The following is a 23,276-nucleotide window of genomic DNA, read 5'->3' as shown; positions in this document are numbered from 1 at the left end:
GCGGCCCGGCCGAGGTCACTCCTCGGTCCGGTGAAGACCGAATGCCGTATCCGATTCGTTCGGATACGGCATTCGGCGTTTCTGTCCTCGTGGTCCGTTCAGTGATCGAGCTCGCGGGCGATGGCTCGCATGACCTCGGAGATCCGCTGTCCAGCCTTGCGGTCCGGGTAGCGCCCACGCTGTAGGTCGGGCTGGACCGCGACTTCGAGAAGCTTGATCATGTCCTCGACCATGCCGTGCAGCTCGTCGGGCGAGCGTCGCTCACGCGCCGGTGCCTCGCGCCGTCCGGCCTGTTGCCGCAACGACGGCTTCTCGAGCAATTCGACCTTGAGCGCCTGGGGTCCGCGACGACCTACGGCCATTCCGAATTCGACGCGTTGGCCCGCTTTGAGGCTCTCGACACCCTCGGGGAGCGCCGACGCGCGAACATAGACGTCCTCGCCTTCATCCTGAGACAGGAAGCCGAAGCCCTTCTCGACGTCGTACCATTTCACCTTGCCGGTCGGCACCGCGCTCACCTGCTCCTGGACGGCCGTGCCCGAGGGCACGATATGGACATGCAAAACAACGCGCCCCAAACTCATCGAGCGGGACGCGCAGACGCGTTCAGTGTACCTCGGCGCACATTCCGCCCCCGACTGCCTGCGACTACCGTAGTCGTCGTGGGTAACTCTTCTTCCGATTCTGCTCGTGCACCCCGCCGGGGCCTGTTCAACGCAGCCATCGCGTGCTTCGTGGTGGGCATCGTGGCAGTGGTCGCAATCTTCCTGACACCGATCGTCACCGACGGCAAGCCGGGTCTCGTGCTTTTCCTGCTCACTCTCGCGTGGCCACTCGGCTTCGCGCTGGCAATCGCGTTCGCTCTGCAGTCAGGTCGGCGCTCGAAGGGCGGTAACGGTTCATGAGGGTCGTTCTCAATATCATCTGGCTGATCTTCGGCGGTTTGTGGCTGGCGCTCGGATACTTCCTCGCCGGCATCATCTGCTGCATCCTCATCATCACGATCCCGTTCGGTATCGCCTCGTTCCGCATCGGCGTCTATGCGCTGTGGCCGTTCGGGAAGACAACGGTCGACAAGCCGACTGCGGGGGCCGGTTCGCTGATCGGGAATGTGATCTGGGTCGTGATCGCCGGCATCTGGCTGGCCCTCGGACACATCACGACAGCGATCGCCATGGCCATCACGATCATCGGTATTCCACTCGCGATCGCGAACCTGAAGATGATCCCGATCTCTCTGATGCCGCTCGGGAAAGACATTGTTCCCGTCGATGCACGCCCAACATACCTGTGACCTTAATCACATAACGAGCTGATAACAGCGCGGGCTCGAAACGGGTTTCGGAGGCTACTCGCGCGACTACCAGCGAGTTCACTCTGGAATAGCCCCAGTACAAGCTCGAGACCGCTTCCGGTCGCGCGTTACCAATTGGTGACACTCGCCCACCGGACCGTTACCGTCGTCATCGGTCGGACCGCCTGGTCCAACCAACCCGGGCCCGCCGCGCCAAATTCCTGTCCCGCGGAAGTCCGGTTATCCCGACGAACGATCCACGAGGGACAGGAAACGGGGGACCCAACCGGTCTCCCTCGGAAGCACCCCGGCCCCCGCCGGGACGCTTCCCCGGAGGCCCGGCCCGCCGCACACGCGGCAGGCCTTGGGGTGAAGCCGGAGCGCTCGACGAGCGCAACGGCCGGACTACCTCTTCAGTCCGAACCCGACAGCTGACCTCGTAGGCGCGTGCGGAGAGGAAACGGAACCGACATGAGCGGACGCCATCGCAAGCCCACCAACACCGGCCGGACCGTCGCGAAGTTCGCGCTGACCGGCGCCGTCCTCGGCGTCACGGGTGTCGCCTTCAGCGGCACCGCCGCCGCAGCACCCGATTCCGATTGGGACCGCCTCGCACAGTGCGAGTCCGGCGGCAACTGGGCCATCGCCACCGGCAACGGCTACCACGGCGGCCTGCAGTTCTCGCCGAGCACCTGGAACGCCTACGGCGGCCAGGAATACGCACCCACCGCCAACCAGGCCAGCCGCGACCAGCAGATCGTCGTCGCCGAGCGTGTCCTCGCAGGCCAGGGCTGGGGCGCATGGCCGTCCTGCTCCTCGAGCCTCGGACTGTCCAGCGCTCCGACACAGCGTGAGGCCCCCAGCGCCCCCGCTCAGTCCACGCCCGCGCCGGTCACCGAGAACCGTGCGGTTCCGCAGCTCGCCGAGGTTCCGGCGCTGCCCGCCGAGGCACAGGGCATCATCGACGGCTTCGAGCAGGGTGTCGACGCACTGCAGGCCGCCGGTATTGCGCTCGACCCGGCCGTCCTCGACGCGGTCCGCGCCGTTCTGCCCCAGTAGGCAGCACTCAGCAGCATCAGCAAAGAACCCCCGCACCGGTCTCGGTGCGGGGGTTCTTCGTTGTCGGGGAGCCTGACAACCGAGGAGGCCTCGGTGTCGAGGAACTCAGCGGTTGATGACGGTGTGCGGGTGCGTGTAGGGAAGCTCGTCCGCCGGGACGGGGAACACGGCGTCCTCGCCGTACGGGGAGAGCGGACCCGAACGCGTCGACGACAGTTCGGTGACCGCATGGTCGCCATCTGCCAACTCCGGCCATCCGCGATCGACGTAGAGGTTCTTCGATTTGTCAGCCATGACGCTCATTTTGGCAGGTGAGTTCGTCTCAGGCCATCTCAGGTCTCTAATCTGGAGCGGATGACACCCGCCACGCCCACCCCCGACGCCGCATCGGACTCGCTCGCCCAGTGGCTGTCCGATCGCCGCGACACGGAACTCGTCGAGCTTCTGCGCTCGCGACCCGATCTGGTGGTGCCCCCACCCGCGTCCATGGGCGTGCTTGCGAACCGCGCACGTCAACGCGCTTCGGTGTTCCGCGCAGCGAACGACTTCACGACCGCCGAGTTCGGAATCATCGAGGCACTTGCCCGTCTCGGAGCTGCAGACGAGGCGGTGGCCAGAAAAACCCTCGTCGATGATCTGCGGGGACGGATCACCGCCAAGGCCGTCGATCGGATTCTCGACCGGCTGCGTTCCGTCCTGCTGGTGTGGGACACACCCGAGGGTCTGCGTCTGATTGCGGCCGCAGTGGAAGCGGTGCCGTGGCGGGTCGGGCGCACCCCCGAAACGGACGCGTTCACCCGCGAGGAACTCGACGTCGTCCTCGCCGAACTCGACCCTGCACAGCGCGGCATCCTCGACACCCTGGCACGCACGTCACCCATCGGGCGTACCCGCGACGCCGCGCCCGGCTCCGACGAGACCCGGCCCGTCCAGAGGCTGCTGGCGTCCGGGTTGCTCACCCGCATCGACGACGAGACGGTCGAACTTCCTCATAAGGTCGGGCAAGCACTACGGGGCGAAGCACCGTTCGATCCGGCATCGCTGCTCGCCCCGAGTGTCGAGGCGGGCACCAAGGCTGCCACCGACACGAACAGCACCGCCGCAGGCGCCGCCCTCGAGCTGCTGCGTCACTGCGAGGACCTGGTCACCGCACTGGGCCGACAACCCGCTCCCGCGCTGCGTTCCGGTGGCCTCGGGGTTCGCGAACTCCACCGACTCGCCAAGGCACTGGACCTCACCGACGACCACACCGCATTGCTTGTCGAGGTGCTCGCGGCTGCGGGACTCGTCGCACGCGGCAATCCCGACCCTGCCCCACCGGGCGACATCGACGATTACTGGGCTCCCACCACCTCGGCGGACGGATGGCTCACCGCGAACACCGCGCATCGTTGGGCGGTACTCGCCGGCGCGTGGCTCGACGCACCACGACGGCCATGGCTGATCGGGCGCCGGGATCAGAACGACAAGCCGATCGCAGCCCTGTCCGAGGAGGTGAACTCCCCGACCGCGGCCTACGACCGCAGACTGCTCCTCGAAGTTCTCGCCGACCACGTCACGCCGACCACCGCCGAGGTGCAGGCCATTGCCGCATGGCGGCGGCCGCGGTCGGCAGGTCACTTCGGTAATGAGACGGTGTCCGAGACGATTCGTGAAGCCACCGCACTCGCACTGGTCGCGCACGGCAGCCTCGGCTCACCCGGCAAGGCCCTGCTCCACGGTGGTGACGCCGAGGCGGAGATGGCGAACGCACTCCCCGAGCCTGTCGACTACGTCCTCGTCCAGGCCGACCTCACCGTCGTCGCTCCGGGTCCGCTCGTCGCGGAACTGGCCGGGCGGGTCGCGCTTGTCGCCGACGTCGAATCGGCCGGAGCCGCCACCGTCTACCGGATCAGTGAGGGCAGTGTGCGCCGTGCGCTCGACGCGGGCATGGGTGCCGGTGATCTGCACGCCCTGTTCTCGGCCCATTCGCGCACACCCGTCCCCCAATCTCTGACCTACCTGATCGACGACGTAGCACGGCGCCACGGTCGCCTGCGTGCCGGCATCGCGTCGTCGTTCGTGCGCGCCGACGATCCGGCACTTCTCGCAGAGGTGCTCGCGGCGCCGGTCGCGGCGACGTTGGCGTTGCGCGCGGTCGCCCCGACGGTCGCGATCTCGCAGGCACCCCTCGCCGAGGTACTCACCTCGCTGCGAGCGGCCGGTTTCGCACCGGCGGGAGAGGATGCGTCGGGTGCGGTGCTGGATCTGCGTCCGCGCGGCGCACGGCTGGTCGTGCCGCGGTCGCGTCCCAGATACGCCGGCCCTCTGCCGCCCAACGACGAACAGCTCGAGACACTCGTACGCACCCTGCGTGCGGGCGATCGTGCCGCCTCCGCGCCGGCAGGCAAACCGGTGCGCGGAGACGGAAGCCGGACGGGAGGTGCGGCCACGATGGCGTTGCTGCAGCTGGCTGTGCACGCGAAACGCAGTGTGACCCTCGGGTACGTCGATGCTCAGGGCACCGCGACCCGTCGCATCGTCGATCCGGTCAGCGTCGCGGGCGGGCAGCTCGAAGCGTTCGACCCCGCGACCGGCTCGGTGCGCAGCTTCGTGCTCCATCGCGTCTCGTCGGTAGCGCTGGTCGACTGAACCTCCCGTTTCCCCCAGCAGTCCGGCCGCATCGGGCAACGGTCACACCGACTGCGAGAGATCGCCGACCTTGATATGCACGCGCGGAAATCGAATCGATTTTTCGCAAACTGGCTTTTTCCAGGATTTGACGTATGGTGTGGCTCGTTGAGTAATTGCCACTCGAAATGAGGAGCGACAATGGCCGACAAGGGAAAAACACTCAAGAAACCCGCGCAGTCCATGAAGGAGCGCCGGGCAGAAAAGCGTGAGAAGGCTGCAGCGGCCGGGGAATTCATTCGTAAGCGGAAGCGGAATTGAGAACCGCACGCCATGAACACCGAAACCGCAGTGCTGGAGGCACTGTACGAAAAGATCCGTGACCTGCCGTCACGATCCGCGGGAACCGACGCGCACAGCAACGGTCATCGGGCAGCGTTGGCCCGTGCACGAGTATTCGTACTCGACGAACGAGCCGGAGTGATCAGAACACCGGTATGAGATAAGAAGACGGTATCGAAATGAAACGGACACTCCACGCCCTGGACAGAATTCAGGAAAGGCTCGAAGGAGAATTGGATTCCGTGATGATTTCCTCCGAAAAGGACGCCGGATATCGTTCCGGAATTTCGGAGGCTCTCGTGTGCGTGATGGAGGTGCGCCGATCGCTGACGAACTGATCATGTTCCTCTGGTGATGTCCGGACGCATGGGCGGCGCGCAGGTGGCGCGCCGCCCTCCGCATCTGGACAATGGAAGAGTTCTACATTCTCTCACCAGGAGGCTTCGTGGCCGACGGACCGCTCATCGTCCAGTCCGACAAGACCGTGCTGCTCGAGGTCGACCACGAGCAGGCGAACGCGGCCCGGCAGGCCATCGCTCCCTTCGCTGAACTCGAGCGCGCACCCGAGCACGTCCATACCTACCGGGTCACTCCGCTGGCCCTGTGGAACGCACGCGCGGCCGGCCACGATGCCGAGCAGGTCGTCGACGCGCTGGTCACCTATTCTCGCTTCGCCGTGCCTCAGCCGCTGCTCGTCGACATCGTCGACACGATGGGCCGATACGGCCGCCTTCAGCTGGTGAAGAATCCCGCCCACGGACTGACACTCGTCAGCTTCGACAATGCGGTGCTCGCCGAGGTCATGCGCAACAAGAAGATCGCTCCTATGCTCGGCGCACGCATCGACGACGACACCGTGATCGTCCACCCGAGCGAACGCGGCCGCCTCAAGCAGATGTTGCTCAAGGTCGGCTGGCCTGCCGAAGATCTCGCTGGGTACGTCGACGGTGAAGCGCACAGCATCGACCTCGACTTCGAGACGCATCCGTGGCATCTGCGCGACTACCAGGAGATGGCCGCGAGCTCGTTCTGGGACGGCGGTTCGGGAGTCGTGGTACTGCCCTGCGGGGCAGGCAAGACGATGGTGGGCGCGGCCGCCATGGCGAAGGCCGGTGCCACCACATTGATCCTGGTGACGAATACCGTCGCCGGACGGCAGTGGAAGCGCGAGCTGATCGCCCGCACCTCGCTCACCGAGGAAGAGATCGGCGAGTACTCGGGCGAGAAGAAGGAGATCCGCCCGGTCACCATCGCCACCTACCAGGTGATCACCCGCAAGACGAAGGGCGAGTACCGCAACCTCGAGTTGTTCGACTCCCGCGACTGGGGGCTCATGATCTACGACGAGGTGCACCTTCTTCCGGCACCGGTGTTCCGGATGACCGCCGACCTGCAGTCCCGACGTCGTCTCGGTCTCACGGCCACGCTGGTGCGAGAGGACGGACGCGAAGGCGACGTGTTCTCACTGATCGGGCCCAAGCGGTACGACGCGCCGTGGAAGGACATCGAGGCACAAGGGTGGATCGCCCCTGCCGACTGCGTGGAGGTGCGCGTGACGCTCACCGACGCAGAGCGGATGGCGTACGCGGTGGCCGAGCCGGAGGAACGTTACAAGCTGTGCTCGACGGCTCGCACCAAGAACGCAGTGGTCAAGTCGATCCTCGCTCGTCACCCCAACTCCCCCGCGCTCGTCATCGGCGCCTATATCGATCAGCTCGACGAACTCGGCGAAGCCCTCGATGCCCCGGTGATCAAGGGTTCGACGCGCAGCAAGGAACGTGAGGCACTGTTCGATCGCTTCCGCAACGGCGAACTCGACGTCCTCGTCGTCTCGAAGGTCGCGAACTTCTCGATCGACCTGCCGGAGGCGTCGGTCGCGGTGCAGGTGTCGGGCACGTTCGGGTCGCGGCAGGAAGAGGCCCAGCGTCTCGGACGGTTGCTGCGCCCGAAGCAGGACGGGGGGCAGGCGCACTTCTACTCGGTGGTCTCCCGCGACACTCTCGACGCCGAGTACGCCGCACACCGCCAGCGTTTTCTTGCCGAGCAGGGCTACGCATACCGGATCACCGATGCCGACGACCTACTGGGGCCGCAGATCGGCTGAGTAAGCGGACCACGCGGCGAATCCTTTCAGGCTTTGTCGGTGCGGACGAGCCGGTACTCCTGTTCGGGGCGGCCCGTGCTGCCGTATCTCAGCTGCATCCGCAGGTTCCCTTTCGCGACGAGTGCCGCGAGGTACCGCTGAGCCGTCGCGCGCGACACCCCCGTCGCCATCGCGACCTCCCCGGCCGACATCGGGTATTCGGACTCCCGAAGTGATTTCATCACAAGCTCTTTGGTGACCGAACGCGCCGGAAGTGCGGCGGTGTCCGATGACGGCAGCACGGGACGCAGCGCCGCGAGGGCCGTGTCGATCTCGGTCTGGGTCAGTTCCGCCGACGACGTGATGCGACGGTACTGCGCATACGCGGCGAGCCTGCGCGCCAATTCGGTGTTGGAGAACGGTTTGACAAGGTAGACCAGCGCCCCGGCAGCCAGTGCCCGCCGCACGGTGGGCCCTTCTCCGGCTGCGCCAAGGACGAAACTGTCGCAATCCAGTTCACGGATCAGATCGATCCCCGAACCGTCGGGTAGATACACGTCGACGAGTGCCAGGTCGACCGGATTCTCTCGCACTGCGTTCCGCCGCAGAGACACTGCCCACCGCATTCGCGACCGTGAATCCGGGGACACCCGACACCACCTGCGCGTGCAGTTCGGCGACGCGGAAATCGTCGTCGACGACGAGCACCGTCAGATCTGATCTGCCCACCCTGTGTCTCCTTCGTCGAGAACTCCGGCGAGCACCGCGAGGAACACCGCGCCGCCGGTCGGGTTGTCCGGTGTTCGACGTCCGCCACGCTCGACCAGGTGCACGTCTCCGCCGTGCTCGCGTGCGATCTGCCGTGCCAATGCGAGACCCATTCCCCGTCCGCCCGGAACCCCACTGGCGGTGTGGGTGGTGGCGCCCTCCTCGAACACGTCGGAAAGCCCAGCGGCAACACCATTTCCGGTGTCGGCGACCGTAATGTGCAGATCCGCTGCATCCTCGACGAGCTCCACCTCCACCTCCGCAGGCCGTCGCCGGCTTTCCCTGGCTGCCTCGATCGCATTGTCCAACAGGTTCCCGAGCACAGTGGTGACATCGACGGGTACGCGCAGCACGCCGTGCACCCATGTGTTCTCCCCCAGCACGAGGCGAACACCGTTCTCCCGGGCGTGAGCCGCCTTCGCGGTGAGGAAGGCGTGCAGGTAGGGGTCGGCGAGAGCATCGACGCCCTCGAGGTGCTGTCCCAGTGGCCCCGACCCGATGATCTGCTCGATGAAGTCGGCGGCCTGCTCTGTACGACCCCGCTGGAGAAGTCCGTTCAGCAGGTGGAGTAGGTTGGCGAACTCGTGCCGTTGCGCGCGGAGCGCTGTCGTGAGCGACTGTACGGCTCCGAGTTCACGCGTGAGGTTCTCCACGTCGGTGCGGTCGCGCACCGACATCACAGTGCCGAGATCCTTTCGATCCCGTATCACCCGCCGCGCGACCGCTACGACGACACGGTCCCCGGCGGTCGCAGCGACCGGTGCGCTCTGCGAATCGTGCAGAATGTCCAACAGGCGCGGACTCATCCCGATCTCCTCGACCGGATCACCTGCACCACCGTGCAGATTCAGCAATCGCCGCGCTTCGGAATTGACCACGGTGACGGTTCCACCCGCATCAGTCGCGACCACGCCATCGGAAATCCCGTGAAGGACGACCTCCTGCTCCCGGACGAGTTCCGCGAGCTGATCGGTTTCGAGTCCGAGTGTGAGCGTCTTCCACCGATTCGCGAGCAGAATCGAGCCGACGGTCCCGAATGCCAAGGCACCGAGCGCGACGAGCGCGGCATAACCGAGATCGCTGCGCAGAGCCGCACAAGCGGATCGAACAAACCGACGTCGATCATGATCCCGAAGAAGATGATCGCGAAGAACAACAAGGCCGCAGTCGGAGCAAGGGATTCGATTCCTCCGACGATCATGTCGCCGATACCGGTACCAGCTCCTGCGATCAGGCCGAACGCGACGGGAACGAGGATCAGTCCCACGACGGGAGTCGCTCGCTTGGACAGGACCAGATACTTAACGCCTCTCCCGCCTGAAGGCAGGAGATTCCCGACTCAGACCGCACCCGAACCACCACCCGAAGGAGGCAGATCCCCGTGACCTACGTCGTCGACACCGGTGTGGCCACGCTCCGCCACAGCCAGAACCACTCTGGCAGCGTTCCGATCCCGACACGCGGTATGCCCGCACGCCCAGCATCGGAAAACTCGTTCAGCGAGTTCGAGGGGTTGCTTGGCTCTCGCGAAACACCCCGAACACGTCATCGTCGTATACGCGGGCCGCACCAACACCACCTTCCGGCCGGCCCGCCTGCCACATTCGACAAGTTCCCGCTTCATCTCGCGATCGCCGCATCCGCGGCCTTACGCGCCATCGTCGACTTCGCCAGGAACTTCGGCTTGAAATCCTCCACCGCCAACAACTGATGCCGATCGACAACCCGCTTGGCCCAGCCTCGTCCGTCGTGCCGGTTCTGCCGGGCCGCCTTCTTGTGCACCTTCGCGGCCTGTTTGCGGGCCTGCTGGTAGCCCTTCGACGGCGCCTGCCCCTTCCCGCGACGGCGTCGGGCCATCCGTTTCTGGGATTTCGCCAACTCCGCCGCACAGCGTTTCCGATGCTGCGCATGCGGCAGATCGAACTCCTCGGCGGTGGCCGTCGCGGTCTTGCTCACACCCCAGTCGATCCCCACACCACTGCCGTCGTCGAGCGCCGGTATCGGCTCTCTCGCGCGGGTCACCACGAACGACGCGTACCAGTGCCCCAACGAATCACGCGTGATGCGCACACTCGACGGCTCCGACGGCAACTCCCGCGACCACACCACCGGAACACTCACACCCTTGGGCAGCACCAACTGCCCGTCACGAATCCGGAAACCTCGTTGGGTGTATTCGAGCGACGGCAACGTGTTCTTCCGCGCCTTGAAGCGGGGACGACCACGGCCTTGACGGTGAACGATGCATCCAACGCCTGCGCGTAGGTGCGGAGCATCTGCTGCTGCGCTACCTGCGAACCGTCGCGCAGCCACGACGAGCGAGCTCGGGTCTCGGTCAACATGGTGCTGAGTTTCGTGAAGTTCGGTCTGCCGCCGGTTTTCTGCTGGTGGACGGCTTCGTTCCACAGAAATCGGCAACGGTGCCATTCCTGGATCAGGGCGCGTTCGGCGAGGGTGCCCGGCCTCAGCCGGTAGTTGTAGCGCACCACCTCGGTCTCCATGCCCGGTACCGTAACCGGACCCACCGGCAAGGTTTCTCGACCCGATTCGGTTGCTCCACGCAGCCCACCCTGTGGAAGGAGGACGGCGCTTCCGCTCCCCGTGAACGAGGGAGTATCCGCGCCGAACATCAGATGAAGGCGGCAATCATGAGGAAGCCGAGGCCTACCAGCATCGTCAGCACCCACTTTCTTGCGATCCGGATGCGGTGGGCACACGCCGTCCACGAGCGACTGCACGATCGGGGCGGGGTGCGGCTCTCGGGAACCCGAGCAACCATCCGGTGGTGACATCAACTGGAGCAAGTGTGGGTTGCATCACGTGGGCCCGTCACGTTTGAGTGCGATAGTCCCGTTGTGCGCATTGTGCTCGAGCCGGGGCCGACGCGCGTCCCATAAGCTGGGTGGGTGCGCCGATTCGAGTTCTCCGTCGACCTGCCCCATGCCAAGAGTGTGAACCAGACGCTCGCCGAGGTCCGCAGCCTGCGGCGTTCCGGCATCATCGTCGCGCTGTTGTGCGCCGCGGGAGCTGCGTGGCTCCTCTATCTCGGTGAGTCCTGGTCGTACGTGGTGGGCGCAGTACTGGTGGTCGCGGCGCTCACGTCGCTGTGGGTGGCGTTGTGGGCCCCCCGCAAGATCGGCACCATCGAGCAGCTCTATCACGACAACCCGCTGGTCCCGGCCGTTGTCGCGGCGACACGTGCGCGTGGAATGACGTTGCTGGCCCTGATCGACATTGCGAAGCCGGAGGCAGGCACCCGCCACTACGCGCTGGTGACCCGCGACGTGCAGGCAATTCCCGGGCACCGTGTCCGTGTGGGCGAGCAGGTGCCCTCGGTCGCCGTGCTGTCCGACCGCTCGACGAACAACAAATCACAGGTGTGGCAGATGGCCAGCCCGATGCCTATCGCATGGGGCACCCGCGACACCAAGGTTCTCGCGGAAGCGGCGGGCGCGATCGACAACGCCGAATGGCGCTTGCTCGCGAACAAACTGAAACTCGCCGACGAGGTCAACGCCACCGACGAGCGGCGCATGGAGCTTCAGAGCAAGGACCTCCCGCCGGAGCTGCGCTGACAGAAGTTCGGAGCCGATATGGAAACCCGAGTTCTCGCTGATGGCGGCGTGACGCTGTCGGCGCCCGTCCCGGAAGACATCGACGTCATTGCCGAGGCCTGCCAGGATTCGGCGATCGCCGCGTGGACGAACGTGCCGAGCCCGTACACGCGAGCCGATTCGGTGCGTTTCGTCGGCGACATCGTGCCTGCGAAATGGGCGGACGGCTTCCCCGACTGGGCGATTCGCACGAGCCTGCACGGTCGGTTGTGCGGCATGGTCGGGTTTCTGGGGCGTGGTTCGGGGGCTCCGGAAATCGGTTACTGGATCGCCCCCGGTATACGGCGACACGGTTTGGCCACCGCTGCCGTACAGCTCGCGTGCAACTTCGCTTTCGCCACCGACGGAATGGGCGTCTCGCGGATCGAATGGCGCGCATTCGTCGGTAACCGGCCGTCGGCAGCGGTCGCGCGGCGGGTGGGATTCCAATATGAAGGAGTCGCCCGGCACGGCACGGTGCAGCGCGGTGTTCCACGCGACGTATGGGTCGCCGGGCTGTTGCCCGACGACCCTCGCACGCCCACCGGCACCTGGCCGATCTGAACCGGATACCGCGAAGGCGACATCACGCTAGTTGCGGAAGCACTTCCTTCTCGAGGAGTTCGAGGCCGGACGTGTCGTATGCGGCCTCTGGGACGTAGAAGATCGCGTACTCGAGACCCTTCTTCTTCAGCGCTGTGAGGTTCTCGACGATCTGCTCGGGAGTGCCCACCGCGGGCATCCCCCGGAATGCGTTGAGCGCCCCATCAGCCTTGTCCGCACCGACGATCGGCTCGAGTCGGCTCCGAAGTTGTTCGAGCCGGTCCTGGACCTCACTCTCCGTCCGTCCGATCGCAACGTTGTAGTTCGCCGAACGCACGATTGCGTCGAAGTCGGTGCCCACGTCCGCACAGTGCTCACGCAGGACGTCCGACTTGTGCGCGAATCCTTCGGGTGTGCCGTCGAAGTTGGTGTATTGCGCGTACTTCGCGGCGATCTTCAACGTGACCTTCTCGCCTCCGCCTGCGATCCAAAGCGGAATACCACCGTCCTGCAACGGAAGTGGGCGACAGATCGCTCCATCGACCTGGTAGTACTTCCCGTCTAGAGTCGCAATGCCGTCGGTCCACGCCTGCTTGAAGATCTGCACGCCTTCGTCGAGGCGACCGAGCCGCTCCCCCGCCGACGGGAACCCGTAGCCGTAAGCGCGCCACTCGTGCTCGTACCACCCGCCGCCGATCCCCATCTCGACGCGACCGCCGGAGATGAGGTCGGCGGTGGCCGCGACTTTGGCCAGGTACGCCGGGTTCCGGTAGGCCATTGCCGTGCACATCTGCCCGATACGCACGCGTTCGGTCACCGCCGCGAATGCCGACACCAGCGACCAGGCCTCATGGGTCGCCTCCTCCGACGGCACAGGCACCGTGTGGAAGTGGTCGTACACCCAGATCGATTCCCACGGACCGTTGTCGGCTCGTTGCGCGAGGTCGCGCATGACCCGCCATTGGTCGGCGGGCGCGACACCCACGAGGTCCAGCCGCCAACCCTGGGGAACGAAGTATCCGAAGCGCATGAAAGTCCTCTCCGCCGATGATCGGTGCGGCGCAGCCCGGTCAGGCAGTCGCTGCGTGCCGACGATCAGCGTACCGACTTTCCGGGCGGTCGAGCCCGTAGTGCCCGCGCAGTGTCGTCTCGGTGTAGTCGGTGCGGAACAGGCCTCGCCTCTGCAAGATCGGCACGACCAGCGCCGTGAAGTCCGCGAGCCCGCCGGGCAGGTATGGGGGCATCACGTTGAACCCGTCTGCCGCATCGCTGACGAACCAGAGCTCGATCTCGTCGGCGATCTGCTCGGGTGTTCCCGCGAAGGTGCGGTGCCCACGGCCACCACCGAGCTTGGCGATCAGCTCTCGCACGGTGAGGTCTTCGTTCTCGGCGAGGTCCTTGACCAGCTGGTAGCGACTCTTGTTGCCTTGGATCTCGTCGATGGGTGGAAGCGGTGGAAGCGGAGCATCCAGCGAGTGCTCGGTGAGGTCGACGCCGACCATCCGTGAGAGCTGCCGCAGTGAGTAGGCAGGCGAGATGAGGTCGGTGAACTCCTGCTCTAGTGCTTTCGCCTCGTCTTCCGTCGTTCCGATGAACGGGACGATACCGGGAAGGATCTTCAAGGACTGCGGGTCGCGACCGGCCTTGATCACGCGGGCCTTCAGATCGCGGTAGAACTCCTGCCCTTCGGCGAGAGTGCGCTGCGCGGTGAACACGGCTTCCGCGTATTCGGCGGCGAAGTTCTTGCCGCTCTCGGACGACCCGGCCTGCACCAGGACGGGACGGCCCTGCGCCGAGCGCGGTGAGTTGAGCGGACCTCGGACCCGGAACCGTTCACCCTCGTGTTCGATCGCATGAACCTTGTCGGCGTTTGCGAAACGTCCTGTCCGGGAGTCCAGTTCGATCGCATCGTCCTCCCAGCTGTCCCACAGTGAAACCGCGACGTCGACGAATTCCGAGGCCCGGTCGTAGCGTCCGGCATGATCCGGAGTCTCGTCGTAGCCGAAATTGCGGGCCTCGTCCTCACCACCCGAGGTGACGATGTTCCAGCCGGCTCGACCACCGCTGATGTGGTCGAGCGACGCAAATTTCCGAGCGAGGTTGTAGGGCTCGTTGTAACCCGTGGAAGCGGTGGCGATGAGCCCGACATGCTCGGTCACCACAGCCATTGCGCTGAGCAGTGTGAGCGGCTCGAAAATCGCCTGTGTGTTGTTCTCGATACGAGGGCCGACCGCGAGACCGTCGGCGAAGAACACCGAGTCGAGTTTGCCGCGCTCGGCGATCTGGGCGAGTTCCTGGAAGTGATTCACATCGAGGACTCGATGGGCTTCGGTGCGCGGGTGACGCCACGCTGCTTCATGATGACCTACGCCCATCAGGAAGGCATTGAGGTTGAGCTGCTTCGGAGACCTGGTCATGACTACCTAACCGATTGCGAGAGAGGACGGGCAAGAGGAAACGGACCTACTGCGTGACGCGCCAGCGCGAGAGCCGGCGTTCGATGGCGATCAGGATGCCGTTGAAAACGAGTCCGACGATCGAGATCGCAATGATGCCCGCATACATGTTCGGAATCTGGAAATTGAGCTGAGAGGCGGTGATCAGATATCCCAGACCGGCCTTGGCGCCGACCATTTCGGCAGCGATGAGGACCAGGATCGACGAGGCCGCCGCCATACGGATACCGGTGAAAACAGTCGGTACCGCGGCCGGAAGGATCACCTTCTGGAACAATCGATGCGGTGGAAAACCCAGCGAACGCGCACTTTTCACCAGGAGAGGATCCACGGTGCGGACACCGGAGATCGTGTTCAGCAGGATCGGGAAAGTGCTCGCATAGATCACCAGCGCGACCTTGGAGGTCTCACCGATGCCCAGGATCAGGATGAACACGGGCAGCAGTGCGAGCGCCGCCGTGTTACGGAAGATCTCCAGAATGGGATTGAGGGTCTCGGCGACGGGTTTGTACCAGCCGATCGCGACGCCGAGCGGAATCGCGAACACGAGTGCGATCGCGAATCCGGTGAGCGCCCGAGACAGACTCGCCCCCAGATGCTCTGCGAGTTGGCCGCTGGCGACCAGCTCACCGAAGGCTTCCAGCACCGTGGTGAGCGGAGGAAGGAACACGTCGTCGACCAGACCCGCGCGCGGTGCGATCTCCCACAGCGCGAAGAACGCAACGATAGCGACGGCCGGCTTGAAGATTCTCCAGGCCACTGCACGGACGTGATCCACCACGCTCGGAGAGGAGGTGGCCTCCGGCGTGTCCGACTTCCGTTCGGCGACGGGCGCAGCCGATTCGGCCGGCCTGGTCAGTGTGGCACTAGTGCTGGACATGCTTCACCTTCTCCGTTGTGATGGTCGGCTCGACTGCCGCGGTTTCGATGCCCAGACCGCGCTCCACCTCCGAGTGCAGTTCACTCCAGATGTCATGGCGGTGGCGGCGGAAGGCGTCGCCGGACCTGACATCGTCCACGCTACGGTCGATTTCGATGTCGACGACCGTTTTGATCCGCCCCGGTCGCGATGTCAGAACCGCGACGCGTTGCCCGAGGTAGACGGCCTCGTCGATGCCGTGAGTGATGAACAGGATGGTCTTGCCGGTTTCCCGCCAGATCCTCAGGAGTTCGTCCTGCAGAGACTCCCGGGTCTGCGCGTCGAGCGCTGCGAAAGGTTCGTCCATGAGCAGCACTTCGGGGTCGAATGCGAGACTGCGCGCTATGGCGACTCGCTGCTTCATACCGCCCGAGAGTTCGTGCGGGTACCGGTCTCCGAATCCGTGCAGGCCGACGAGTTCGAGATAGCGATCGGCGAGGTCGCGTCGCTCCTTCTTCTGCAGCCCCTTCGCTTCGAGTCCGAATTCGATGTTCGAACGGGCAGTTCGCCATGGAAGGAGCGCATACTGCTGGAAGACGATGCCACGGTCGAGTCCGGGCCCGGAGATCTCGCGGCCGTCCAGAAGAATGCGACCGGATGTCGGTTCGCTGAGCCCACCGAGAAGATCGAGCAACGTCGACTTGCCGCAACCGCTGGGTCCGACGAGGACGAGGAACTCGCCCTCTGCGAGATCGATACTGATGTCGTCGATCGCGGTGAACCGTTCGCTGCTACCGCGAACGGCGAATTGCTTGGTCACGTGCTCCAGTCGGAGCTTCGGATCGGTCTGCCGAATCGTCACTGCACTGCCTCCTCGACCGGCTCGCCGTTCGGACCGCTGTCGGGGTCGTAGGTTCCGTTGAAGTAGGGATTGAACTCGTTGGTGTAGACATCGGATGCCTCGAGCGCGCCTTCGTCGAGCTCGCCGTTGCGGGTGAGCCAGTCCAGCCAGATCTGTATTTCGCGATCGGTGATCACGCCGCCCGGCCCCGCGATTCCGGTGCTCTTCCAATACCCCACGAGATCGGTGTTCTCGCTGCGGCCGCGAGTGTCGATGATCTCCTCGAACTTCGCGATCACCTCCTCGCGTGGAGTGATCTGCGCCCAGCGGATCGCACGAGCGGTCCCCTGCACGAAGTCCTCCACGGCGTCGCGATTGTTCGCGATGAAGTCGTCACGGAACGCCAGCGTTCCGTATGTGAATGCACCGAAAAGGGTTTCGTCGGTGAACAGGGGCCGAAGCCCACCGCGCTCCACAGCGGTCTCGCGGAACACACTCCCGAGCGTCCCGACGTCGATCTGGCCTTCACGCAGCGCCTGCTCGGTGTTGACGGGAGGCACCACGATGAGCTCGACCTGCGCGATCTCGTCTTTCGTCAATCCTTGCTGCGCCAGCCATTCCCGCACGAGGAACTCGTGGTGGGCCCCGAGAGTGTTCATGCCGACCTTCTTGCCGATCAGGTCGCGCGCCTCCCGGATCGGGCTGTCATCGAGCACGTAGTAACCTTGAAAGCTCTGCGTGTCGGCCCCGTAATAGCCGAGGACGGAAGTGAGCGGTGAACCGCCGGCCTGTGCCTTGATGACGGCACCGTTGAAAGCGCCGCCGAATTCGATCTGGTTCGTCGCAGTATTCTGCAGCGACTGCGGCCCGTTGCCGTTGTCGCCGATCCATTCGAGTTCGACGTCGTCGAAGTAGCCGAGTGCTTCGGCGAGCTCAGGATAGATGACCTGAGCGGGTGCACCTTCGTACCGCAGGACGGTCCTGCCGTCGGCGGTCACCGAGGCGTCGGAGCCCGTCGAGCAGGCTGTGGTGACAGTGGTCAGAGTGAGAAATGCTGCGCCTGCTGCGACGGCGGTCGTGAGGCGCCGCAGCGCGGAATGAGACATCGCGTAGAAGTGTCCTTGCGTCGGCCCGCTGTTGCGGGCACCGGTACGGGAACGAGGTTGCGGTATGAGCGACGGTGCTTCAGCGACACGGACAGCTACGCACGACGATTCCTTTTCTTTTCGACAACGACCGTGCAAGCATCGCGACCCGGCGCCGCACCGGCAAGGGTTCGGCTCACGGTGATTCCAACGCGGCGCAGTAGGACTACCGCTGCCGTGAACTATTCGAGGCGATAGGGGCGTCCGAGTTCGTCGAGGCGCGCACGAAGTGCATCGAGAACTGGGCGCTGGCCTTTGTGGAGTTTGATCTCGGCCTCGGGCAGCGGCCACCACCGCGCATCGTCGACCTCTGGAAACTGCTGCATCTTTCCCGACCGCGGAGGCCACTCGAGGTCGAACATGTTGCTGGACACGAACTCCAGTTCGGTCGCGGTTTCTCCGGTGTAGACGCTCACTATTTTCCCCGAGGGCTGCTTGTACCGTCCGAGCAGAGTCAACGGAACGTCGGGGGCGGCGAATCCGCACTCTTCCTCGAATTCACGCAGAGCGACCTCGCGTGGATCCTCCTCGTCTCCGTATTCGCCTTTCGGAACCGACCACGCTGCCTCGTCCTTGCCTGTCCAGTACGGCCCGCCGGGGTGCACAAGCCACACTTCGAGGAGACCGGTGTCGTCGATGCGATACAGCAGCAATCCCGTGCTGGTGACAGTCATGCGACGGTGACCGGTTGCCTGAGAATGGTTTTCAGCCTCCCAGGCGCGGTACGGCGGGGATCACTCAGGTAGATCTCGTGATGTCTGCCGTTGTAGGTGAGCCCCCTCTCAGGAAGCACGCGATGATGCAAGCTCTCCAGGGTCGGCCCTTCGTCGTCGTACGCGCCGATGTGCAGGATCTGCACACATCGTCCCTCGGTCCACGTCATCGAATGCAGCAGCGGCAACGAGGCCGGCGCCTTCTTCGCTACAACGGCCTTCGCCGAGTCGACCATCTCGTCAGTGACCCACGGCGGCTGGTTGATCAGCATCGTCCATTTCCATGCCCGCTTGTCACGGCTGACGAATGTCGACATGTCGTCGGCCCACCACAGCCCCTCCAACGGCCCCACAACGGCATCGCGCCCGAGCTCCTTCTTCGAGGCGAACTTGATCGTGTACGACACGCTGTACAAGGCCTCGACCGCCTCCGCGTATGCCCGGCTGCTGTTCGGGTCGCCACTCCCCTCGACCGCAAGATACCGGAACTCGGGCACGTCTACTTCCGTAAAGTCCCCGGCCGACGACGAATACAGATTCTTGTGTGCACGTTTCACGTCGTACTTGTCCATACGTTCCCTCGTCAGGTCCGTCGCTCGTCCCGCATCGTTCTCCCGTCGTAGCATCGAGAATATGCGCGCAGTTGCGATGGCGGAATCGTTCGAGGAACACCGCAGTCACCTGTTGTCGGTCGCATACCGGCTCACCGGCAGCGTGGCGGACGCCGAGGACGCCGTACAGGATGCGTGGTTTCGGCTCGACAACACAGATCCCGACAGCATCGGCGATCTACGAGCGTGGTTGACGACCGTCGTGGGTCGTCTCTGCCTCGACAGGCTGAAATCGGCGGCGGTGCGCCGCGAGAAGTATGTGAGGCAGTGGCTCCCCGAGCCGATCGTCACGCCCCTCGCGGGCACGACGCCACCCGACCCGCTCGAGCAGGTGGTGCGCAATGAGGACAACCGCCTGGCAGCACTGCTCGTGCTCGATACGCTCACACCCACACAACGGATAGCGTTCGTATTGCACGACGGCTTCGGTGTCCCTTTCGACGAGGTCGCACGCATCCTCGATGTCGGTGTTCCGGCGGCACGTCAACTCGCGTCACGAGGGCGACGCGCCCTTGCCGATGCCCCGCCGCCCTCGTCCGCGACCGACCACGAGCATGCCGTACAGCAGCTCTTGACAGCACTTGCCACAGGCGACATCGACACCGTGGTCGCGGCACTGCACCCGGACGCCCGCATGATCGGCGATGCAGGCGGGACCACGCGCACCGCGATCAACGTCATCACGGGACCCGACAAGTTCGCACGATTCTTCCTCGGACTCGTGCACCTCTACGGTGCCGACGCACTCACCACGCTCGAGCCGGCCCTTGTCAACGGCGAACTCGGCTTCCTCAATCGAGGATCCGTCGGCGACGACACACACCGAGGATTCCCCGGGCGCGTCCTGGGCGTCACCGTGCGCGACGGACGTGTGTGGGCCGCATACGACATGGCGAACCCGGCAAAACTCGGCGGTGTCAGGCTTCCGTCCGACCCGCCGGAGTGATCACCGAGCCGGTCAGCGAGTTGTCTCCTCCGCCCATGGCACGCGGCACGCGTCCGTACTGAAGCCCTGGTCGTGGATGCCCAGTGCCGAGTTCATGCGGGCGCGCATGTTCTCGAGCCCGATCTGGTAGGTCAGTTCCACAACGCCCGCACGACCGAACCGCCTCTCGAGGTCGGCGATCTGTTCGTCGGTCACCTCGTTCGCCACATCGCCGGTCATCGCGTCTGCATACGCGATCGCGGCCTTCTCGTCGTCGCTGTACAGGTCCGAGGTGGCGTACTCGGCGATATGTTCGAGCCGATCGGTGTCGAGACCGTCGAGCCGTTGCAGCATCGTGCCGAAATCGACGCACCACGAGCAGCCCACAGTCCATGCCGTGCGGTAGACCGCTATTTCCCGCACGTTCTTCGGCAACACCTTCGATGCCCGATCAGCGAGCATTTCGTGCAGACCGCTCGCACGGAGCAGGCCGGGGTGGTAGGCCACCACGGTGAACGGCTCGGGGACCTGGTCGAACATGCGGCCTGCGACCTTGTACATCGCCTTCGTCGTCAATCCCGCCTGGTCGGGCGTGAGCGGTGGTATCCGTGTCATGATCTGCCTCCTCGGTCGTTTTCATCTTCCTCTTGTTGGACGAGACAGCACCCCGAGATGTGACACAGCATGCGAACAGGGCAAGCACGTACCGGCTACCCTGCAGAAATGCGAGAATCGCCGAACTCGGGACAGGCCCGCACCGTTGCCAGGCTTCGGCCGTTCGCCTCCACGATCTTCGCCGAGATGACCTCACTCGCCGTCGAGCACCGTGCGATCAACCTCGGACAGGGATTCCCCGACACCGACGGGCCGCCGGAGATGCTCGAGGTTGCCCGACGAGCAATCGCGGAAGGCGTCAACCAGTACCCGCCCGGTTCCGGGACCCCGGCACTGAGGGCGGCGATCTCTGCCGACCGGTTCGCGCGATACGGGCTGGAACACGACCCGGACACCGAGGTTCTGGTCACCGTCGGTGCCACCGAGGCCATCAGCGCCGCGCTGCTCGGTCTCGTCGAACCCGGCGACGAAGTGCTGCTCACCGAGCCCTACTACGACTCCTACGCAGCCGCAGTTGCCTTGGCAGGCGCGACCAGACGGACCGCGAGGTTGACCCGATCGGGCAACGAATTCGTGTCCGATGTCGATGCCCTCCGGGCCGCGGTCACCGACCGCACCCGCATGCTCGTCGTCAACACCCCGCACAACCCGACCGGGACCGTCTACGACGACGGCGCCCTGGCAGCGATCGCCGAGCTTGCGTGCGAGCGTGATCTGCTGGTGTTGTCCGACGAGGTCTACGAGCACCTCGTCTTCGACGGTCGTCACCACACTCCCCTCGCTTCACTACCCGGAATGGCCGAGCGCACGATCACGGTGTCGAGCGCCGCGAAGACCTTCAACGTCACCGGATGGAAGATCGGCTGGGCAATCGGCCCCCGCCCACTGATCGACGGGGTCCGCGCCGCCAAGCAATTCATGACCTTCGTCGGCGGTGCACCGTTCCAGCCCGCGGTCGCGCACGCGCTGACGCACGAACAATCGTGGGTCGGATCGATGCGCGACGACCTGCAGCGTAAGCGAACCTTTCTCTCACATGCGCTCACCGAAGCCGGATTCGATGTTCTCGACTCTGCGGGAACGTACTTCGTCTGCGCAGACATCACGCCGCTCGGCTTCCGCGACGGTGTGCAACTCTGCCGTGCACTGCCGAGCAAGATCGGCGTCGCCGCCGTGCCGGTGAGCGTGTTCGTCGACGACTCTGCATCATGGAATCATCTGGTGCGCTTCGCCTTCTGCAAACGCGACGACGTTCTCACCGAGGCGGCCCAGCGACTGCACGGCGTCCGGCGTCTTCACAGCGAAGGAAGGGCACTGTAAGCGTGTCAGCCCCAACGATTCCCTCCGACTTCGTTGGTCGAGCGGTGAGTGTCGCGGCAGCCGACGGCATCGACCTCGCTCCGGCGCTCGCCGCGGCCAGGATCAGCCGAGCAGTGCTCGCGCAACCACACGCGCGACTCACTCCCGAGCAGGTCAGCCTGTTCACCCGCTCGGTCTGGCAGATCACCGATGACGAGTTGTTCGGACTCGGCGCAGGATCGGTGCCGCGCGGATCGTTCCGGATCATGACACTGACACTGATCCATTGCCCGGATCTCGCGCACGCTCTCACACGAATGATCGAGGTCAACCGGGTCCTGCAGGGGCTTCCTCGATTGAGTCTGACCATCGGCGAGACGAGCACCTACCTGGATGTTGCCCTTCCCGAGCATGTGACGGAAAAGACCCGTGTGGCAGTCGATTTCCTACTGATGCTCTTGCACCGCTTCGCGGCCTGGCTCGTCGGGGGCCGGATACCGCTGGTGTCGGTGTCGCTGCCGTATGCCGAGCCCGATCCGATCCTTGCGCGCAGCTACGACGCGATCTTCGGCATCCCCGTCACCTTCGACGCGGGACGCGCGGCGCTCGAAATGGACAATTCGGCCATGCGGTCGCCGATCGTCAGGACCGAAGAGTCGCTCGAAACGTATCTCCGGGATTCTCCGAACCTGATGTTGTCCGAACGCGACTACGAATCGAGCGTGTCGAGCCAGGTGCGCAGAATCTTCGAGTCCGGCATCCAGGGCCGCACCGCAACCACCGACGAGATCGCCGACATGCTTGCAGTGAGTCCGCCACATCTGCGGCGGCTGCTGCGCCACGAGGGTACGTCCCTCGGCCGTCTCCGGGAGGAAGTGCTGTGCGACCTGGCGATCGCCGGACTACGGCGGGGCGAGCCGGTGGACGACCTGTCGGCGCGTCTCGGATTCTCCGAGCCGAGCGCCTTCCGCCGCGCGTTCAAGCGGTGGACGGGGAACACGCCGCGCGCCTACCGCGCGCCGGCCTGATCAGAAGCCATCAGCACAACTGTCAGCACAGGCAGAACTCGTTACCTTCCGGGTCCGCCATCGTGATCCACACGTAAGGACCCTGACTGCCGCGATGCAGCAGCGTGGCACCTGCCGCGACCAGGCGCTCGGCCATCTCCTCGCGGTTGTCTCCCGCTTGGATGTCCAGATGCGCTCGGTTCTTGACGGTTTTTCCCTCCGGGACCCTCTGGAACAACATTCTGGGGCGGTGCGGGTTGTCCGGGTCGGTGATCGCAGACCCCGCCCGCCACACGAGTGTGCCGTCGAAAATCTCGGTGTCCTCTTCTTTTGCGTGCCCGGCCGCAACGAGGCCGCGAATGAAATCCTCGTCGCTGGGTTCGACACGCCATTCGAGCGCTTCGGCCCACCATCGCGCCTGAGTATGCGGGTTGCTGCAATCGATCGTGACCTGAAATTCGTATCCCATGTCGTGACCCTACTGCGCATCTCCGACACGGTCCCGCGTTCGAG

The 23,276-nt window shown here is 64.9% G+C and carries 27 protein-coding genes, 2 pseudogenes and 1 riboswitch; of the genes and pseudogenes, 12 read left to right on the top strand and 17 right to left on the bottom strand.

The genetic code is table 11. The annotated features are described in order from the left end of the window. Positions 1-98: 98 nt before the first annotated feature. Complete coding sequence (locus ACTDXD_RS16415; protein WP_308198756.1) at positions 99-509, bottom strand: cold-shock protein; 411 nt, start codon at positions 507-509, stop codon at positions 99-101. A gap of 48 nt (positions 510-557) precedes the next feature. Between ACTDXD_RS16415 and ACTDXD_RS16410 the strand changes: the two genes are divergently transcribed. From ACTDXD_RS16410 to ACTDXD_RS16400, 3 genes are all read left to right on the top strand, one after another. Continuing rightward, positions 558-905 carry a hypothetical protein gene (locus ACTDXD_RS16410; RefSeq protein ID WP_440123376.1) on the top strand — a complete coding sequence of 116 codons (348 nt, stop codon included), beginning with the start codon at positions 558-560 and terminating at the stop codon, positions 903-905. After that, positions 902-1,294 carry a YccF domain-containing protein gene (locus tag ACTDXD_RS16405; protein WP_440123375.1) on the top strand — a complete coding sequence of 131 codons (393 nt, stop codon included), beginning with the start codon at positions 902-904 and terminating at the stop codon, positions 1,292-1,294. Before ACTDXD_RS16410 ends, ACTDXD_RS16405 begins: the two co-directional genes overlap by 4 nt. A 334-nt stretch (positions 1,295-1,628) precedes the next feature. Then, positions 1,629-1,756: riboswitch (cyclic di-AMP (ydaO/yuaA leader) on the top strand. A 9-nt stretch (positions 1,757-1,765) separates the two neighbouring features. After that, positions 1,766-2,353 carry a transglycosylase family protein gene (locus tag ACTDXD_RS16400; RefSeq protein WP_440123374.1) on the top strand — a complete coding sequence of 196 codons (588 nt, stop codon included), beginning with the start codon at positions 1,766-1,768 and terminating at the stop codon, positions 2,351-2,353. Positions 2,354-2,458: 105 nt separating this feature from the next. Here the strand turns inward: ACTDXD_RS16400 and ACTDXD_RS16395 are convergent, their stop codons facing one another. Next, complete coding sequence (locus ACTDXD_RS16395) at positions 2,459-2,647, bottom strand: hypothetical protein (protein ID WP_440123373.1); 189 nt, start codon at positions 2,645-2,647, stop codon at positions 2,459-2,461. 60 nt (positions 2,648-2,707) lie between these two features. Here ACTDXD_RS16395 and ACTDXD_RS16390 point away from each other — a divergent pair, with 60 nt between their 5' ends. The 3 genes from ACTDXD_RS16390 to ACTDXD_RS16380 all read left to right on the top strand — a co-directional run bounded on the left by ACTDXD_RS16390 (position 2,708) and on the right by ACTDXD_RS16380 (position 7,409). Then, positions 2,708-4,984, top strand: coding sequence for a helicase-associated domain-containing protein (locus ACTDXD_RS16390; protein ID WP_440123372.1), 2,277 nt, complete (start codon positions 2,708-2,710; stop codon positions 4,982-4,984). Positions 4,985-5,296: 312 nt separating this feature from the next. After that, positions 5,297-5,464 carry a hypothetical protein gene (locus ACTDXD_RS16385; RefSeq protein ID WP_440123371.1) on the top strand — a complete coding sequence of 56 codons (168 nt, stop codon included), beginning with the start codon at positions 5,297-5,299 and terminating at the stop codon, positions 5,462-5,464. Positions 5,465-5,750: 286 nt separating this feature from the next. Further along, positions 5,751-7,409 (top strand): DNA repair helicase XPB, encoded by a 1,659-nt coding sequence (locus tag ACTDXD_RS16380; RefSeq protein ID WP_440123370.1) that lies wholly within the window; start codon positions 5,751-5,753, stop codon positions 7,407-7,409. A gap of 26 nt (positions 7,410-7,435) precedes the next feature. Here the strand turns inward: ACTDXD_RS16380 and ACTDXD_RS16375 are convergent. The 6 genes and pseudogenes from ACTDXD_RS16375 to ACTDXD_RS16350 all read right to left on the bottom strand — a co-directional run bounded on the left by ACTDXD_RS16375 (position 7,436) and on the right by ACTDXD_RS16350 (position 10,657). Then, positions 7,436-8,117 (bottom strand): annotated as a pseudogene (locus ACTDXD_RS16375) (response regulator). Continuing rightward, positions 8,099-9,199 (bottom strand): sensor histidine kinase, encoded by a 1,101-nt coding sequence (locus tag ACTDXD_RS16370; RefSeq protein ID WP_440123369.1) that lies wholly within the window; start codon positions 9,197-9,199, stop codon positions 8,099-8,101. Before ACTDXD_RS16370 ends, ACTDXD_RS16375 begins: the two are co-directional and overlap by 19 nt. A 44-nt stretch (positions 9,200-9,243) precedes the next feature. Beyond that, a pseudogene (locus tag ACTDXD_RS16365) lies at positions 9,244-9,483 on the bottom strand (hypothetical protein); the annotation flags it as partial. A gap of 12 nt (positions 9,484-9,495) precedes the next feature. After that, positions 9,496-9,780 (bottom strand): zinc ribbon domain-containing protein, encoded by a 285-nt coding sequence (locus ACTDXD_RS16360; protein WP_440123368.1) that lies wholly within the window; start codon positions 9,778-9,780, stop codon positions 9,496-9,498. Continuing rightward, entirely contained in the window at positions 9,777-10,346 is a 570-nt protein-coding gene (locus tag ACTDXD_RS16355; protein WP_440123367.1) for an RNA-guided endonuclease InsQ/TnpB family protein, read from the bottom strand. Before ACTDXD_RS16355 ends, ACTDXD_RS16360 begins: the two co-directional genes overlap by 4 nt. Continuing rightward, the gene (locus ACTDXD_RS16350) at positions 10,274-10,657 is read right to left on the bottom strand and encodes a hypothetical protein (protein WP_440123366.1); all 384 of its coding nucleotides are present in this window, start codon (positions 10,655-10,657) and stop codon (positions 10,274-10,276) included. The genes ACTDXD_RS16355 and ACTDXD_RS16350 overlap by 73 nt, the downstream gene beginning before the upstream one ends. A gap of 147 nt (positions 10,658-10,804) precedes the next feature. On the opposite strand from ACTDXD_RS16350, the gene ACTDXD_RS16345 reads away from it, so the two are divergent. The 3 genes from ACTDXD_RS16345 to ACTDXD_RS16335 all read left to right on the top strand — a co-directional run bounded on the left by ACTDXD_RS16345 (position 10,805) and on the right by ACTDXD_RS16335 (position 12,313). After that, the gene (locus tag ACTDXD_RS16345) at positions 10,805-10,945 is read left to right on the top strand and encodes a hypothetical protein (RefSeq protein ID WP_440123365.1); all 141 of its coding nucleotides are present in this window, start codon (positions 10,805-10,807) and stop codon (positions 10,943-10,945) included. Positions 10,946-11,062: 117 nt separating this feature from the next. Continuing rightward, the gene (locus ACTDXD_RS16340) at positions 11,063-11,731 is read left to right on the top strand and encodes a DUF3239 domain-containing protein (RefSeq protein WP_440123364.1); all 669 of its coding nucleotides are present in this window, start codon (positions 11,063-11,065) and stop codon (positions 11,729-11,731) included. A gap of 18 nt (positions 11,732-11,749) precedes the next feature. After that, positions 11,750-12,313, top strand: coding sequence for a GNAT family N-acetyltransferase (locus ACTDXD_RS16335; protein ID WP_440123363.1), 564 nt, complete (start codon positions 11,750-11,752; stop codon positions 12,311-12,313). 22 nt (positions 12,314-12,335) lie between these two features. Here ACTDXD_RS16335 and ACTDXD_RS16330 read toward each other — a convergent pair whose 3' ends face one another. The 7 genes from ACTDXD_RS16330 to ACTDXD_RS16300 form a co-directional block, all read right to left on the bottom strand. Next, on the bottom strand, positions 12,336-13,322 hold the full coding sequence (locus tag ACTDXD_RS16330) for an LLM class F420-dependent oxidoreductase (protein WP_440123362.1): 987 nt from the start codon (positions 13,320-13,322) through the stop codon (positions 12,336-12,338). A 40-nt stretch (positions 13,323-13,362) separates the two neighbouring features. Next, the gene (locus ACTDXD_RS16325; RefSeq protein WP_440123361.1) at positions 13,363-14,709 is read right to left on the bottom strand and encodes an LLM class flavin-dependent oxidoreductase; all 1,347 of its coding nucleotides are present in this window, start codon (positions 14,707-14,709) and stop codon (positions 13,363-13,365) included. Positions 14,710-14,755: 46 nt separating this feature from the next. After that, a complete protein-coding gene (locus ACTDXD_RS16320) occupies positions 14,756-15,628 on the bottom strand; it encodes an ABC transporter permease (protein ID WP_440123360.1) in 873 nt (290 codons plus the stop codon). Then, positions 15,615-16,469 carry an ABC transporter ATP-binding protein gene (locus tag ACTDXD_RS16315; protein ID WP_440123359.1) on the bottom strand — a complete coding sequence of 285 codons (855 nt, stop codon included), beginning with the start codon at positions 16,467-16,469 and terminating at the stop codon, positions 15,615-15,617. Before ACTDXD_RS16315 ends, ACTDXD_RS16320 begins: the two co-directional genes overlap by 14 nt. Next, the gene (locus ACTDXD_RS16310; protein ID WP_440123358.1) at positions 16,466-17,554 is read right to left on the bottom strand and encodes an ABC transporter substrate-binding protein; all 1,089 of its coding nucleotides are present in this window, start codon (positions 17,552-17,554) and stop codon (positions 16,466-16,468) included. The genes ACTDXD_RS16315 and ACTDXD_RS16310 overlap by 4 nt, the downstream gene beginning before the upstream one ends. A gap of 221 nt (positions 17,555-17,775) precedes the next feature. Next, a complete protein-coding gene (locus ACTDXD_RS16305; protein WP_440123357.1) occupies positions 17,776-18,267 on the bottom strand; it encodes an NUDIX domain-containing protein in 492 nt (163 codons plus the stop codon). After that, complete coding sequence (locus tag ACTDXD_RS16300; RefSeq protein WP_440123356.1) at positions 18,264-18,878, bottom strand: GyrI-like domain-containing protein; 615 nt, start codon at positions 18,876-18,878, stop codon at positions 18,264-18,266. The genes ACTDXD_RS16305 and ACTDXD_RS16300 overlap by 4 nt, the downstream gene beginning before the upstream one ends. A 61-nt stretch (positions 18,879-18,939) precedes the next feature. Between ACTDXD_RS16300 and ACTDXD_RS16295 the strand changes: the two genes are divergently transcribed. Next, positions 18,940-19,863: a sigma-70 family RNA polymerase sigma factor gene (locus tag ACTDXD_RS16295; RefSeq protein ID WP_440123355.1), complete on the top strand. Its 924-nt coding sequence runs from the start codon at positions 18,940-18,942 to the stop codon at positions 19,861-19,863. Between the two features lie 12 nt (positions 19,864-19,875). Here the strand turns inward: ACTDXD_RS16295 and ACTDXD_RS16290 are convergent, their stop codons facing one another. Beyond that, positions 19,876-20,457 carry a carboxymuconolactone decarboxylase family protein gene (locus ACTDXD_RS16290; protein ID WP_440123354.1) on the bottom strand — a complete coding sequence of 194 codons (582 nt, stop codon included), beginning with the start codon at positions 20,455-20,457 and terminating at the stop codon, positions 19,876-19,878. Between the two features lie 108 nt (positions 20,458-20,565). Between ACTDXD_RS16290 and ACTDXD_RS16285 the strand changes: the two genes are divergently transcribed. Together ACTDXD_RS16285 and ACTDXD_RS16280 are read left to right on the top strand one after the other, a co-directional pair. Then, positions 20,566-21,777 carry a pyridoxal phosphate-dependent aminotransferase gene (locus ACTDXD_RS16285; protein WP_440123353.1) on the top strand — a complete coding sequence of 404 codons (1,212 nt, stop codon included), beginning with the start codon at positions 20,566-20,568 and terminating at the stop codon, positions 21,775-21,777. Positions 21,778-21,779: 2 nt separating this feature from the next. Continuing rightward, complete coding sequence (locus tag ACTDXD_RS16280; RefSeq protein ID WP_440123352.1) at positions 21,780-22,784, top strand: AraC family transcriptional regulator; 1,005 nt, start codon at positions 21,780-21,782, stop codon at positions 22,782-22,784. A gap of 22 nt (positions 22,785-22,806) precedes the next feature. Here the strand turns inward: ACTDXD_RS16280 and ACTDXD_RS16275 are convergent, their stop codons facing one another. After that, positions 22,807-23,232, bottom strand: a complete 426-nt coding sequence (locus tag ACTDXD_RS16275) for a VOC family protein (protein ID WP_440123351.1) — start codon at positions 23,230-23,232, stop codon at positions 22,807-22,809. Positions 23,233-23,276 lie beyond the last annotated feature (44 nt).

This window comes from Rhodococcus sp. SJ-3, from assembly GCF_051918125.1.
Lineage (GTDB): Bacteria > Actinomycetota > Actinomycetes > Mycobacteriales > Mycobacteriaceae > Rhodococcus.
The sequence above is the reverse complement of the archived record's forward strand: the minus strand, read 5'-3'. Positions and strand labels throughout refer to the sequence as shown.

Coding starts and splice junctions, on each gene's coding strand:
- ACTDXD_RS16275 (WP_440123351.1), bottom strand. CDS start 23,232: ATGGGATACGAATTTCAGGTCACGATCGATTGCAGCAACCCGCATACT.
- ACTDXD_RS16330 (WP_440123362.1), bottom strand. CDS start 13,322: ATGCGCTTCGGATACTTCGTTCCCCAGGGTTGGCGGCTGGACCTCGTG.
- ACTDXD_RS16385 (WP_440123371.1), top strand. CDS start 5,297: ATGAACACCGAAACCGCAGTGCTGGAGGCACTGTACGAAAAGATCCGT.
- ACTDXD_RS16405 (WP_440123375.1), top strand. CDS start 902: ATGAGGGTCGTTCTCAATATCATCTGGCTGATCTTCGGCGGTTTGTGG.
- ACTDXD_RS16390 (WP_440123372.1), top strand. CDS start 2,708: ATGACACCCGCCACGCCCACCCCCGACGCCGCATCGGACTCGCTCGCC.
- ACTDXD_RS16295 (WP_440123355.1), top strand. CDS start 18,940: ATGCGCGCAGTTGCGATGGCGGAATCGTTCGAGGAACACCGCAGTCAC.
- ACTDXD_RS16400 (WP_440123374.1), top strand. CDS start 1,766: ATGAGCGGACGCCATCGCAAGCCCACCAACACCGGCCGGACCGTCGCG.
- ACTDXD_RS16290 (WP_440123354.1), bottom strand. CDS start 20,457: ATGACACGGATACCACCGCTCACGCCCGACCAGGCGGGATTGACGACG.
- ACTDXD_RS16285 (WP_440123353.1), top strand. CDS start 20,566: ATGCGAGAATCGCCGAACTCGGGACAGGCCCGCACCGTTGCCAGGCTT.
- ACTDXD_RS16335 (WP_440123363.1), top strand. CDS start 11,750: ATGGAAACCCGAGTTCTCGCTGATGGCGGCGTGACGCTGTCGGCGCCC.
- ACTDXD_RS16300 (WP_440123356.1), bottom strand. CDS start 18,878: ATGGACAAGTACGACGTGAAACGTGCACACAAGAATCTGTATTCGTCG.
- ACTDXD_RS16345 (WP_440123365.1), top strand. CDS start 10,805: ATGAGGAAGCCGAGGCCTACCAGCATCGTCAGCACCCACTTTCTTGCG.
- ACTDXD_RS16350 (WP_440123366.1), bottom strand. CDS start 10,657: ATGGAGACCGAGGTGGTGCGCTACAACTACCGGCTGAGGCCGGGCACC.
- ACTDXD_RS16395 (WP_440123373.1), bottom strand. CDS start 2,647: ATGGCTGACAAATCGAAGAACCTCTACGTCGATCGCGGATGGCCGGAG.
- ACTDXD_RS16410 (WP_440123376.1), top strand. CDS start 558: ATGCAAAACAACGCGCCCCAAACTCATCGAGCGGGACGCGCAGACGCG.
- ACTDXD_RS16310 (WP_440123358.1), bottom strand. CDS start 17,554: ATGTCTCATTCCGCGCTGCGGCGCCTCACGACCGCCGTCGCAGCAGGC.
- ACTDXD_RS16325 (WP_440123361.1), bottom strand. CDS start 14,709: ATGACCAGGTCTCCGAAGCAGCTCAACCTCAATGCCTTCCTGATGGGC.
- ACTDXD_RS16320 (WP_440123360.1), bottom strand. CDS start 15,628: ATGTCCAGCACTAGTGCCACACTGACCAGGCCGGCCGAATCGGCTGCG.
- ACTDXD_RS16305 (WP_440123357.1), bottom strand. CDS start 18,267: ATGACTGTCACCAGCACGGGATTGCTGCTGTATCGCATCGACGACACC.
- ACTDXD_RS16360 (WP_440123368.1), bottom strand. CDS start 9,780: ATGAAGCGGGAACTTGTCGAATGTGGCAGGCGGGCCGGCCGGAAGGTG.